This is a genomic window from Limnoglobus sp., from assembly GCF_059499385.1.
Map to the genome: position 1 here is coordinate 22759 of NZ_JCABYM010000094.1, position 12802 is coordinate 35560.

Consider the following 12802-nt stretch of genomic DNA (forward strand, 5'->3'; position numbering starts at 1 on the left):
GCCGGGCGTCACGGCAGCCGCACGTTCGTCACGGCGAACGGGATTTCGACCGGCGACACCCGCGTCCCGGTGAGGACCAACTGCGCCGGCGGGCCGGCCTTCTCCGACTTCGGGAAGTGGAACTCCGCGTCGTAGGTCTGCACCCACTGCGTCCCCGAGTAGTTCGCCGACCGCTGGCTCGGGGCCGGGCACGGCTTCCCGGCCGCGTCCGCGAACTTCAGCTTGTTCGGCACGCTGCCGATGTTCAAGTCGTCCGACCGGTTCACCCGACCGCGGAACCCCATCTCCCACTGCTGCGGCATCTCGACGCGGACCTTGACCGACACCGACCCGTCCTTCGCGACCTTGTAGTCCGTCACCTTCAGCTTGACGTTGTGCGGCCCGTCGAACCCGCGGCCGACGGCCTTCGCGAGGTCGTCGATGGTGACGACCGGCATGTTCGGCCGGTGAACGTCGCCGACCACGACGCCCTCGAACCGCGTCAGCGTCTTGATCGCCCGGTCGTCCGTCCGCAGCGTCACCGGCGTCAGCCGCGGGTTGTTCCCCGGCTGTACCGTCACGATCACCGGGTACGCCGAGTCGTTCAGCCAGAGGCCGCCGCCCCAGGGGTTGTTCCACGCGGGGTTGAAGTTGAGCACCGGGTCCGGCTTCTGGTCGGCGAACAGCGGCCGGCCGTCCTCGTCCTCGGCGCGGGTCACCCGCACGGCCGACGCCCCCTGCCAGTTCAGCCCCGGCACCGGGGCCACGTCCAGGTTCAGCACCACCGTGCCCGTCCCGCGGACGACGCGGTTCCCCTCGAACTTCCCCGGCACGGCCACGACGCGGATGGCCGTGTCCCGGCGGCCCGGCGCGGGGTCCGGCTTCCCGTCCACGAGCACCACCGGCGCGGTGGACGGCGTGTACACCGACTGCCGGTTGACCCCGTCGATCGAGTTGTACACCTCGAACTGGCTGAACGATTGCACCCGTTGCTGGCCCGCCCCCTTCGGGACCGGCAACTCGACCCGGTGGTCCTCCCGCAGCCCGGCGGCCTTGCACAGCAGCTCGACCGCCTGCCACGGCGGAACGTCCGTCGCCGTGAGCGTCACCGGCCGCGTCTTCAGCGCCACCTTGTCCGCGTCGAGCATCAACGGGATGCCGGTCTGCTTCTTCAGCTCCTCGACGACCGTGCTCAGCGGCACGTCCTTGAAGTCGAACTTCAACAGCGTCGGCGTCAGCACCCGTTGCGACTCGGCGAGCAGTTCCAGCCGCGGCAGGATCGCCTCGGCCCGCTCGCGGACGGCGGGGTCGGGCGTCGTGTCGATGGCCTGCCGCACGGCCGGGATCGCGGCCCCGCCGAGCTTGAGCAGCGTCTTCGCGGCGGCGTCGCGGGCCTGGAACTGCGGGTCCCCCAGCTTCTGCACGAGCGCCGCCGGGTCGCCCGGCTTCGCCGCGTCCGCCGCGAACCCCAGGCTCGCCCCGACCGCCACGCTTCCGACCGCCGCCAGGAATCGCCGCATGTCCGCCCCTCCGCCGGTGGGACCGGGTACAATACGCCATCCTACACGCTAGAAGACGACGCCACCAAGCACCTAGCATGTAACAAACACAATGGCCCGCAGATGACGCGGGCTTCGGCGCAGATGAAAACCGGATAAGATCGAAATCCGTTCTTTGTCTTTATCCTCTTCATCTGCGCCGAAGTCCGCGTCATCTGCGGGCCATTCTTGGGATACACCATGACCACCCCGGCGAGCCTCGGCGGCATCATCCACACGTACCAGAAGTACGACCCGCTCACGTTCCCCAGCCCGACGCAGCCGCCGCCGGACCTCGTGTCGGCCGCGTTCGAGCAGATGCTCGCCTACGGCGAACAGCGCGAGTTCACGGACGAAGAACTCGCGAACATGGTCAAGATCGACCCGTCGCAGATCGGCGGCATGATCGCGAACCTCGACTTCCTCAAGATGAGGCTCGAGGACCGCAAGAAGAAAATCCTCTCCACCTACGAAACGTCGAAGGTGCAGAAGGAGGCCGCGAAGGACTTCCAGACGAAGGCGAACGCGATCAAGCCGCCGAAGGGCCTCGAAAGCGACTACCGCGAGGCGGTGAAGGACGAGCAACTCCACGACCTCGAAAACCTCTACTACCGGGCCGGGAGGGAGAACCGCGACTTCACCCAGCGGCTGCCCGGCCTCGTGCAATCGCTCGGCGACAAGTACCAGGTGGACGAACTCGCCGCGAAGTACGAGTTCACCGGCCGCACGCCGATGACCGTGCCGGAGGCCCTGGAAATCAAGGCCGAACTGGAAGAGATCGACAAGCTGCTCGAACAGCTCCAGCAGGTCAAGCAGACCGGGCAGCTCGGCTACATCGACCTGGAGGAACTTCAACAGTACCTCGACCAGGAGGGGATGGAACACCTCCGCGAACTGAACGAGGCGATCGAGCGGTACGTCCGTCAGCAGGCCGAGGAGCAGGGGCTGGAGCGGAACGAGAACGGCTACCGGATGACGCCGAAGGCGTATCGGCTGTTCCAGTCGAAGGTGCTGGCCACGATCTTCAACGACCTGCAGGCGTCCCGCACCGGCCGCCACCCGGACGCGATCGTCGGCGAGGGGGCGGTCGAGTCGCCGCGGACGAAGGGGTACGAGTTCGGCGACTCCGTCACGCACATGGACATCCCGGCCAGCCTCATCAACGCGATGCTCCGGGAGGGCACGACCGGCGGCCGGGTGCGGATGCGGCCGGACGACATCGTGATTCACGAGACGAAGAACACGCCGAAGGCGGCGACGTGCGTGCTGCTCGACATGTCCGGGTCGATGCGGTACGACGGCCAGTACGTGAACGTCAAGCGGATGGGCCTCGCCCTCGACGGGCTGATCCGGGCCGAGTACCCCGGCGACTTCCTGCAGTTCGTCGAGATGTACACGTTCGCGAAGCCCCGCCACCTGTCGGAAGTCGCCGGGCTGATGCCGAAGCCGGTGACGATCCACTCGCCGGTGGTGCGGAAGGTCGCGGACATGGCGAACCCGAAGATCACGGAGTCCGACCTGCCGTGGCACTTCACGAACATCCAGCACGCGCTGCAGACGGCCCGCCGCTACCTGGCGAACCAGGACACGCCGAACAAGCAGGTGATGCTCATCACGGACGGGCTGCCGACGGCCCACTTCGAGGGGAGCAAGCTGTACCTGCTCTACCCGCCGGACCCGCGGACGGAGGAGGCGACGCTGCGGGAGGCGAAGCTGTGCGCCCGCGAGGGGATCACGATCAACATCTTCCTGATCTCGACGTGGAACCAGACGGAGGAGGACATCCGGTTCGCCCGGCGGCTGGTGGAGAGCACGCAGGGCCGGGTGATCTTCTCGACCGGCCGCGACCTCGACCGGTTCGTGGTGTGGGACTACATCCAGCGGCGGAAGTCGATCATCGCGTAAGCGGTCTTGGTGAACCTTCCCGCCCCCCGCCGTGTCTCGCACGCGAATCTCCATTCCTCGCGAGGGCACTCCCATCGACCGCCGCTTCCAACTCGTGGACGTGTTCGCCGACGCGCCGTTCGCCGGCAACCCGCTGGCCGTCGTCTTCGACGCCGACAATCTCGATACCGACCGAATGCAGCAAATCACCCGCTGGCTGAACCTGTCCGAGACGGTCTTCTTCCTCAAGCCCACAATGCCGGCCGCCGATTACCGCATCCGCATCTTCACGCTGGCCCGCGAGCTGCCGTTCGCTGGCCACCCGACGCTCGGCGCGTGCCACGCCTGGCTGTCCGCCGGCGGCGTGCCGAAGGCCGCGGACGCGGTCGTGCAGGAATGCCCGGCCGGGCTGGTCCCGGTCCGGCGGGACGCCGGCCGGCTGGCGTTCGCGGCCCCGCCGCTGGTCCGCTCCGGCCCGGTCGAGCCATCGCACTTGCAACAACTCGCTGCCGTCCTTCGCCTGTCCCCGGCCGACATCGTGGCCGCGGAGTGGGTGGACAACGGCCCCGGCTGGGTCGGCGTGCTGTTGAAGGACGCCGCCGCGGTGCTGGCCGTGGACGCGGACGCGTCGAAGTTCACCGGGCCGGGCAGCTTCGACGTGGGGCTGGTCGGGCCGCACCCGCCCGGATCGGAGTGCGCGTTCGAGGTGCGGGCGCTGTTCACGGACGAGACCGGCGCGATCCGCGAGGACCCGGTGACCGGCAGCCTGAACGCATCGCTGGCGCAGTGGCTGACCGCCACCGGCCGGGCGACGCCGACTTATGTGGTGAGCCAGGGCACGCGGCTGGGCCGCCGCGGGCGGGTGTTCCTCTCGCGGGACGCGGCCGGCGCGATCTGGGTCGGCGGCCACGCGACGACGCTGTTCGAGGGCCGTGGGACGTGGTGACGGGATCGACGCCCCGCGGACGAACGTCCGCGGGCTTTCATCTTTTGTTTTTCCGGGCGAAAGCCCGCGGACGAACGTCCGCGGGGCGTCACTACGGGGCAGCAATCAACCACATCAGCGTGCGACACACGGCGAACACGATCAGGAAATGCACGGCCGCGAACGCCGGCAGGATCAAGTAGCGGACCGGCTCGCTCGGGCGTTCCCAGAACCGGATCGTCCGCCAGGCCGCGAGGACGAACGCCGACGCCCAAAGCGAGAAGATGACGGCCGCCCCGACGAGCGCCCCGGCCAACCAGTCGATCCGCTTCCGTTCCGCCTTCGGGATCGTCACCCACGGGATCATCACGCCCAGCACCGCCCCGAGCGCTACGACGAACAGCGGGGCGTTGGAACTCGCCCACCCCGCTAAGGCGTCCACGAGCTGGCCGTCGGCCGTGAGGCCGGGGATCAGCTCGAGGTCGCGGTCCCACGCCTTCGGGTCGGTCGTGAGCGTCACGCGGGTCAGCGGCTCGGGACGGTCCTCGTAGTGGTAGTGCCGCCGTTCTTCCAAAAACTCCCGCCGCTCGAATGACTGGCCGACGCCCAGTTCCTTCACCACGCCGTGGACGTACTCGCAGTGCAGCCGCGGCAGGTCGCACCCCGCCGCGGGCTTGACCCGGCCGCGGACGTACACGACCGTTTCCACCGGGTCGGCGTACACGCTCGTCGGCCGCAGCGGGAACCAAGCCGTCGGCGACGGGAACTCGATCTTGAACCCGGTCGCCGTCATGGGCCGCCCCGCGGCGGTCCACCCGCAGACGAACGCGAACTTCTCCCGCCCGATGTACGACTCCAACGACGACAGGTTGACCGCTTTCCGGTTGACGCCTTGCGCGTCCAGGTAGTTCTCGATCTCCTCCCGCGTCTCGGCCCGGACGACGGTGACAACCATGCCGTGCTTCTCGACGCGGGCCACCTCCTTCGCCACGTCCGGCCCCCCGGCACTACAGCCGAGCGGCACGCCGATGCAGCAGAACCCGCCGGAGTTCAGCAGTTGGGCCATTTGGATCGTGGACCGTAGCCGCTCGCGGGCGACGTCCCGGTCGCGGCGGTAGAACGTGACGACCGGGAACTTCTCGACCGGCTCGGCCCGCACGGCCGCCGCGTCCCCGCGGACCGGGACGACCCACACGCCGCCGGCGGTCGTTTCGTCGCTTCGGGCGGCGACGTGCAGCGTCTCAACGCCGTCGGCCCATTCGACGAGCGCCACCTGTTCCCGTTCCGGGACGAGCCGGCCGTCGGGCGCGAACTTGCACCCGTCGGCCCGGACGGGACCGCCGGCGAGGGCCGTCAAAAGCAAGACCGGAAGCACGCGGCTCATGCGACACCGGGGTGGGGCTTACCGAACACGATCCCGTCCGGGGAACTTTATTCCCCCGCCACGTGCCTCGGATAACCGTCCGCATCTAAAGTGAACAAAAAAACATTATAACAGTCGCGTCAACCCAGGTGTCACATCGTCAGGGGGTGCGTACCAAAAAGCGTCACGAGTTGGCGATGTTGGCGATGTGCTGCCAATCTGGCAGCCGTCACCACTCGTCGGCCGCGAACACGGCCTTCGCCGCGGCCGCTTCGTCCGCCGCGGGGGTGCATTCCGTGCCGACCCAGCCGTCGTACTTGAGCTTCTTCAGTTCCTTCAGCACGCGGGAGTAGTTGATCTCGCCGGTCCCCGGCTCGTGGCGGCCGGGGTGGTCGGCGAGTTGTACGTACCCGATGGCGTCGGCCGCGAAGCCTTCCCGCAGGTGGCCGCACAGGTCGCCCTCGGTGATGTGCATGTGGTACAGGTCCCAGTTGATCTTCACGAACTTCGACCCGACCGCCTTCACGATCTTGATCGCCGGGGCCGACCCGTACAGGCAGTGGCCCTTGTGGTCCACGCGGATGTTCATCGGTTCGAGGATGAGCATGACGCCGGCCTTCTCCGCGACCGGGGCGGCCGCCTTGAGCGCGTCGATGACCGTGTCGTGCATCCGCTCCTGCGACACGCCGGGGATGTCGTCCCCGGCCACGACGCACATCATCGAGCACTTCCACTTCTTGGCCACCTCGCACGCCTCGCCGATCTTGTCCACGACCTTCTGCTTGTTCTTGGGATCGTTCATCCCCGGCTTGAACCCCCAGGCGGTGAACTGCGCGATGGTGAGTTTCAGCCGCTCGCACGTGTCGGCGACGGCGGCGACGTCCTTGTTCTCGTAGGGCCAGATTTCGACGCCGGGGAACCCGAGGGCGGCCGCCCCTTCGAGCCGCTTGAGGAAGTCCTTCTGCTTGGAGAACCACATCTCGACGTTGCAGGCGAACTTCGTGTTCTTCGCCTTGCCGGTCGGCGAGTCGGCGGCGGCGGTTGACGCGATCCCGGCGACGGCGGCGGACGCGAGGAACTGACGGCGGGTCGGGGTCATGGGAGAGTTCCTATTGTGGAAGGGAACCGCGAGCATACCCGAAACCGCGAGCGAACGCGAATGTCCATTCCGCTGCTGCCGACCGACCCGCACGACGCGAAGCTGCTCGCGAACGTCCGCCCGGCGGGTCGCGTCAACCCGACGCCGAAGGCCCGCTACCAGCTCGTGGTGATCGGCGGCGGCCCGGCGGGCCTCGTGGCCGCGGCGGGGGCGGCCGGCCTCGGCGCGACGGTCGCACTGGTCGAGCGCGATCTGATGGGCGGCGACTGCCTGAACGTAGGCTGCGTGCCGTCGAAGACGCTGCTGCGGGCGGCGAAGACGGTGGCCGAAATCCGGCGGGCGAAAGAGTTCGGCGTCCGCGTGACGGACCCGGAGGTCGATTTCGCCGCAGTCATGGAACGAGTTCGCAAGGTGCGGGCCGACCTGTCGCCAGTCGATTCCGTCGAGCGGTTCACGAACCTCGGCATCGACGTGTTCCAGGGGGAAGCAAGGTTCACCAGCGAGGAATCGGTGGAGGTCGCGGGGGCGAATCTCCGCTTCGGCCGGTGCGTGATCGCGACCGGGACACGGCCGAAGGCGCTCGACGTGAAGGCGGACAAAGTATTCACGAACGAGAGCATCTTCACACTGACGGAATTGCCCGTGCGGTTGCTCGTCGTCGGCAGCGGCCCGGTCGGGTGCGAGTTAGGGCAGGCGTTCGCCCGGCTCGGCTCCCGCGTCACGATCGTGGCGAAGACGTGGCCCGACCCGGTTCTCGAAGGCGTGTTCAAAAGTGAAGGGATTGAAATCGTCTCGGCGGTTCCGCCCGGCGATTTCGACGCGGCCCTCGTCGCCGTGGGGCGGACGCCGAACGTCGAGAAACTGAACCTGCCGGCCGCTCGCATCGCGTTCGACACGGACCGCGGCGTTCAAGTGGACGACCACCTCCGCACGACAAACCCGCGGGTGTTCGCCGTCGGCGACGTGTGTTCCGTCGGCCACCGGTTCACACATGCCGCCGATGCGATGGCGAGGATCGCGGTTCAGAACGCACTCTTCCCGAGGAAGGCCCGCGTATCGGCGAAGGTGATCCCGCGCTGCACGTACACCGACCCGGAAGTCGCGACCGTCGGCGAGAAGACGATGGTGGCGCTGTCCCACGAGTTCGCGAACCTCGACCGCGGGGCGGCGGACTGGGCGGCGGGGTTCATCACCGTCTGGGTCGAACCCGGCACGGACCGCATCGCCGGGGCGACGGTCGTGGGGCCGCACGCCGGGGAGGTGATCGGAACGATCGCGCTGGCGATGCAGAACCGGATCGGGCTGAAAGCCATCGCCGGGACGGTGTTCCCGTACCCGACGTACACGGAGGCGATCAAGAAGATCGCCGATCAGTTCAACCGCACCCGACTGACGCCGGCGGCGAAGTGGGCGCTCAAGACGTGGCTGAAGTGGATGCGGTGACGGTCATTCGTCCAAGTCCCACACGACAATCTTGCGCGTCCCGGCGACGGCGGCACGGCTGCCGTCGGTCGTGATCGCCAACCAGCGGATGGGGCCGCACTTCCAGTCGTAGACGGCCCGCTCCTGCCATGTCGCCGTGTCCCAGACGCGGACGAGGCCGTCGTTCGTGCCGGTCAGGAGACCGTCGCCGCGGGGCGCGAACACGGCCGCCTGGAAGAACTTCCGCACGGACTTGAGCGTCGCCACCGCCCGTAACGGCGGCGCGTCCTCGGCGAGCGCGATCAACTCCTCGCACCGGAAGACGTGCAGCCGGGTGTTGTCCGACCCGGCGAAGAGCGACCCGTCCGGGCTGAACGCCAACGGGAAAATGCAGTGCAACGGGAACGGCGACTTCTCGCCCGCGCCGAGGCCCCGCCGCGGGAAGAACTCGACCGTCCGGTTCGTCTCGGCGTCGTGCAGGGCGGTCGTCATGCCGTCCGTGGACCAGCGGCCGTCGGCGGACCGGGCGCGGCCGGCCACCCCGGTCGTGAGCTTCAGCACCGGCCACGTCGCGGCCCCCGGCAGCCGCCGGCCGGTTTCCGCGTCGTACACCTCGCCCGGCTCCCATGCCAGACAAACCGCCCGTCCGTCCGGCGAGAACTCCACCAACCCGGTACGCTGATCGTTCGGCCGCGGCAGCGTCCGCCACTTGAGTTTGCCGGCGAGCGCGTCGTACACGCTCAGCACGAGGCCGGTACTCGACGCTGCGACGAGCGCACCGTCCGGCGAGAACGCAATCCGGTCCGGCGTCACGCCGTCGGTCTTGATGGCGATCATGGTTAGTTCACGGTCAGGGACTTGCCGTTATCTTTCGGGCCGAGCTTCAGCAGGAACGGCGCGGCCTTCTTCACCCAGGCGTCCGCCTTCGGGTAGCTGCCCGCGCCATCCGCCCACGCCTGGCGAAGCATGTCCGTGTCGATGACGCCGGGGTTCAGCGGCACGGCCGCCATGTCCGGCGGCAGCTCCTGTGCGAGCGCCAGCGTCAGCCCCTCGACGGCGTACTTCGACGCGCAGTACGGCGCGACCTCCGGGGCGGTGCTGCGGCCCCACCCGCTCGACAGGTTCACGATCACGCCGGCCTTCCGCGCGACCATCGCCGGCACGAACGCGCGGATGACGTTCGCGATTCCCTTCACGTTCACGTCGATGAGCCGGTCGAACTCGTCGGCCGGGACTTCCCACAGCGGGGCCGGCGTGTTCATGACGGCCGCGTTGTTGACGAGCAGGTCCGGCGGGCCGTGCGTCGCGATCAGCCAGTCGGCCCACCGGTCCACGCCGCCGCCCTGCGTCACGTCCAGTTCGATGAAGGCGTGCGGCGCGGGGAACAGCCCCGTCAGCTCCGCGACGTGCTTCGCGGACCGGCCGCAGCCGACGACGGTGTGCCCGGCCGCGGCGAACGCCGGGACGAGCGCCCGGCCGAGGCCGCGGGTCGCGCCGGTGAGGACAATGAGCTTGCGTGTCATGGGGGAGCGCTCGCGGGCGAACGGTAGGTGGGCAACTGTCGGTCGTGCGGCACGGTGATGATTTGAATCAAGTCGCCCCGGACCCGGTACACCAGGCCGTAGGGGAAGCGACGGACCTTGCAGTACCGGTGAACGTCGTCCACCAACGGCGACCCTTCGGGGAAGCGGGCGATCAGTTCCATCGCGGCTTCCACGGCCTCTTCAAACCGGACCGCCGCACGGCGGCTACGAGCCAGATACCATGCGACCACCGCCTCGTACTCCTGCTCGGCCGGGTACGTGAAGAGGAACTCAATCATCCGCGAGGCCCAGCTTGCCGCGAACGCGAGCCTTGACCTCGCGCCACGTCGAGAGGGTTGCTTGCCCGGCGTCGATGGCGGCGGAGCGTTGCTTGAGATCACTCAAAAAGGCTGCCCCCGTTGGCCCGTCCGGCTCCGTCGGCGACGTTTCGATCAGTCGATCGACCGCCTCGCTGCGCTCGGTCGGCGGCAGGCTGTCCCAAATCTGTTCGATCAGGTCCAGCCGGTCGGCCACGCTCAACTTCGTGATCCCCAGTTCCTCGGCCGTGACTGGCATGATTCGCCCCCTTCTATTCCCCTGATTGTCGGGCGAAACGACGCCCGCGTCAATTCCGCCCCTGGACGTTCGCCCGCTGGTCGCCGATACTCTCGGTCACGCCTCTTCCCTTTCCCCGGAGTCTTCCCATGCTCGCCAAACGGATCGGCCTCGCGGCCGTCGGCTGCCTCTCGCTGGCCGCCCTCGTCGTCATCCTTCCCGTTCGCGCCGCCGACCTGCCGACGCCGGAGAAGTTCTCGGACGACGGGTTCGAGAAAGTCTTCAACGGCAAGGACCTCGCCGGCTGGACGATCTCCGCGAAGACCGGGCACAGCCGCACGAGCAAGAACACGTCCGGCGGGAAGTGGGTCGTCGAGGACGGGGCGATCGTCGGCAGTCAGGACGTGCCGGGCAACGGCGGGATCGTCATCACCGACAAGCAGTACGGCGACTTCGAGGTCGCGCTCGAGATGAACAACGATGACGGCCCGGACAGCGGCCTGTTCCTCCGCAGCACGGACACCGGCAAGTGCTACCAGGCGATGATCGACTACCACAAGGGCGGCAACCTCATGGGCCTGTACGGCGAGGGGATCGGCGGCAAGCCGCACCTGCGGAACTTCGACTTCGGCAAGGACGTGACGGAGATCGTCGTCCCGAGCAAGCAGGCGGACGGCGGGTTCAAGTGCCCGGTCGCGGCCGACCAGTGGAAGGCGTTCTGGAAGCCGGGCGAGTGGAACGAGCTGCGGGCGCGGATCGTCGGCAACCCGCCGACGATCACGACGTGGATCAAGGGCGTGAAGTTCCTGGAGTACACGGACACCGAGAAGCGGCTCGGCGACGCCGGCGGCATCGCGCTGCAAGTCCACGGCGGCGGCGACTACACGAAGCAGTTCGTCCGCTACCGCAACGTCCGGGTGAGGGAGTTGAAGAAGTAGGTCGGCCGAGCCGAGGCCGACCACCTTCCGCCCGCTGGGACGAGGTTGCCATGTCAACGGCGAGCGTCGCGGCGTGAGCGCGACGTGTCTCCAACCCAGAAAAGACTTCGGCCCAACCGCAACAGTGGACGGGGTGTGGGACCAACTCCCACACCCCGTCGCTTCCGCTCCGGGTTCCACTAAGACTTGGCATCCTTTCGCCGCGATTCGGAGACACGTCGCGCTCACGCCGCGACGCTCGCCGTTGCGCCCCCAGGAAGTGATTGCGACCGGGGCGTGGTCGGCATCGGCTCGGCCGACCTACTCGTTGCCCATCGTCCCGAACGGCTCCGGGATCGTCTCGCCGGCCGGGCAAAGCCGCAGCGTGGGCCGCGGCGGCATCATCAGCCCGTTCTTCCGCGCCGCCACCTGCCACGCCCCGCCGGGGCCGTCGATCGTGTCGCCGTCCTTGATTGTGTCGGCCCCGTTCGCCAGCAGGTACAGCGCCAGGTTCCGGAAGAACGCGTCCACCTCCCGCGGGTCGCACTTCCCCTTCGGGAACACCGCCTCGAAGTCCGGGAACGGCGGCTTCCCCGGCGCGTTCAGCTGCGGGTGGCCGACCGTGTCCATCATCAGCCAGCCGTCCACGAGCGTGAACAGCCGGACGTTCGCCCACAGTTCCAGCGGCGGCACGCCGTCCTCGTCCGCGAACTTCACCGCCTCCTTCGCCTCGGCCTTGCCGCGGAGGACCTCGCCGTTCGAGTTGAAGTAGCCGAACGTCTGCGGCAGGTTCATCAGCTTCAGCGTCAGGTCGGTGACGAACCGCAGCTCCGCGACCGGGTCGTAGTCGGCCGGGAACAGCGGCAGCCCCTCCTCGGCCCCGCCGAGGGCGTAGCTGGTGCGGACGCGGGCGAAGCTGCTGTGCTCGGTCGCCGCCGCCTTCCCCCGCTCCCAGGCGTAGGAGTGCTCCGCCGCCCGCTTCAGGTCGCCGGCGTAAGCGTTCGGCCCGAACTGCCCGGTCCCCCACGCGGCGAACAGCATCTGCTCCTTCACCGGGTCGCCCGGCTTGTCCGGCCACGCGTGATCGACGAGATCGACGACCGCGTACCCGCGGGCCTCCGGCCGGTACGGGACGACGAGCGTGGCCCCGGAGAACATCCATTCCGTGGCCGGCTCCTCGACCGTCTTGGCGATCTCGTAGTCCTTACCGAGGGCGCGTTCGAGCTGGGAGAAGGCGACCGGCCGCTCGAACAGGACGCACGCGGACGCCGTGATCTGGCCTTTGGCGGGCATGGGAAGCTCCGGGGTGGGGCGGCGACAGTCGCAGTGTACGCGAAACGGTACGGCCGGGCACGCCCGCCGGATGCGTCCGACTGCCAGTTTGACATGCGCCACCGCCACCGCCGCCACCGCCACGGGTGGCCCCCGGTGGCGGAATCGCCACCTGGGTTGACGCGACGGGTATAATGTAAATTCGTTCACATTCGCGACGGCTTCGGATGCTCAAGAATGATTGGCGTTTATCTCGAAATCCGCAACCGTGGCGAGCCGAGCGGCGTAAGCCGCCGGGTAACGCTCCCTCACCCGGCGGCTTACG

Annotated in this window: 12 protein-coding genes; 4 read left to right on the plus strand and 8 right to left on the minus strand. The window is 68.4% G+C overall.

The window, feature by feature from the left end; translation table 11 throughout:
- Positions 1 to 8 precede the first annotated feature (8 nt).
- Positions 9 to 1499 carry a HEAT repeat domain-containing protein gene (locus AC5JJ2_RS16985; RefSeq protein WP_495859207.1) on the minus strand — a complete coding sequence of 497 codons (1491 nt, stop codon included), beginning with the start codon at positions 1497 to 1499 and terminating at the stop codon, positions 9 to 11.
- Positions 1500 to 1718: 219 nt separating this feature from the next.
- Between AC5JJ2_RS16985 and AC5JJ2_RS16990 the strand changes: the two genes are divergently transcribed.
- Positions 1719 to 3422, plus strand: coding sequence for a vWA domain-containing protein (locus tag AC5JJ2_RS16990; RefSeq protein WP_495859208.1), 1704 nt, complete (start codon positions 1719 to 1721; stop codon positions 3420 to 3422).
- A 73-nt stretch (positions 3423 to 3495) separates the two neighbouring features.
- Positions 3496 to 4347 (plus strand): PhzF family phenazine biosynthesis protein, encoded by an 852-nt coding sequence (locus AC5JJ2_RS16995; protein WP_495859218.1) that lies wholly within the window; start codon positions 3496 to 3498, stop codon positions 4345 to 4347.
- A 91-nt stretch (positions 4348 to 4438) separates the two neighbouring features.
- Here the strand turns inward: AC5JJ2_RS16995 and AC5JJ2_RS17000 are convergent, their stop codons facing one another.
- Positions 4439 to 5710, minus strand: coding sequence for a hypothetical protein (locus AC5JJ2_RS17000; RefSeq protein WP_495859209.1), 1272 nt, complete (start codon positions 5708 to 5710; stop codon positions 4439 to 4441).
- 208 nt (positions 5711 to 5918) lie between these two features.
- Entirely contained in the window at positions 5919 to 6788 is an 870-nt protein-coding gene (locus tag AC5JJ2_RS17005) for a TIM barrel protein (RefSeq protein ID WP_495859210.1), read from the minus strand.
- Between the two features lie 60 nt (positions 6789 to 6848).
- On the opposite strand from AC5JJ2_RS17005, the gene AC5JJ2_RS17010 reads away from it, so the two are divergent.
- Positions 6849 to 8231 (plus strand): FAD-dependent oxidoreductase, encoded by a 1383-nt coding sequence (locus AC5JJ2_RS17010; protein WP_495859211.1) that lies wholly within the window; start codon positions 6849 to 6851, stop codon positions 8229 to 8231.
- Between the two features lie 3 nt (positions 8232 to 8234).
- On the opposite strand, the gene AC5JJ2_RS17015 is transcribed toward AC5JJ2_RS17010, so the two are convergent.
- Genes AC5JJ2_RS17015 through AC5JJ2_RS17030 form a run of 4 tightly spaced genes read right to left on the minus strand, consistent with a single transcriptional unit; the run spans position 8235 to position 10309 of the window.
- A complete protein-coding gene (locus AC5JJ2_RS17015; protein ID WP_495859212.1) occupies positions 8235 to 9047 on the minus strand; it encodes a WD40 repeat domain-containing protein in 813 nt (270 codons plus the stop codon).
- 2 nt (positions 9048 to 9049) lie between these two features.
- Positions 9050 to 9733: an SDR family oxidoreductase gene (locus AC5JJ2_RS17020; protein WP_495859213.1), complete on the minus strand. Its 684-nt coding sequence runs from the start codon at positions 9731 to 9733 to the stop codon at positions 9050 to 9052.
- The gene (locus AC5JJ2_RS17025; RefSeq protein ID WP_495859214.1) at positions 9730 to 10032 is read right to left on the minus strand and encodes a type II toxin-antitoxin system RelE/ParE family toxin; all 303 of its coding nucleotides are present in this window, start codon (positions 10030 to 10032) and stop codon (positions 9730 to 9732) included. The genes AC5JJ2_RS17020 and AC5JJ2_RS17025 overlap by 4 nt, the downstream gene beginning before the upstream one ends.
- Positions 10025 to 10309: an addiction module protein gene (locus AC5JJ2_RS17030; RefSeq protein WP_495859215.1), complete on the minus strand. Its 285-nt coding sequence runs from the start codon at positions 10307 to 10309 to the stop codon at positions 10025 to 10027. The genes AC5JJ2_RS17025 and AC5JJ2_RS17030 overlap by 8 nt, the downstream gene beginning before the upstream one ends.
- A gap of 128 nt (positions 10310 to 10437) precedes the next feature.
- Between AC5JJ2_RS17030 and AC5JJ2_RS17035 the strand changes: the two genes are divergently transcribed.
- Positions 10438 to 11226, plus strand: a complete 789-nt coding sequence (locus AC5JJ2_RS17035) for a 3-keto-disaccharide hydrolase (RefSeq protein ID WP_495859216.1) — start codon at positions 10438 to 10440, stop codon at positions 11224 to 11226.
- A gap of 300 nt (positions 11227 to 11526) precedes the next feature.
- On the opposite strand, the gene AC5JJ2_RS17040 is transcribed toward AC5JJ2_RS17035, so the two are convergent.
- Positions 11527 to 12498 carry a DUF4261 domain-containing protein gene (locus tag AC5JJ2_RS17040; protein ID WP_495859217.1) on the minus strand — a complete coding sequence of 324 codons (972 nt, stop codon included), beginning with the start codon at positions 12496 to 12498 and terminating at the stop codon, positions 11527 to 11529.
- Positions 12499 to 12802: the final 304 nt, after the last annotated feature.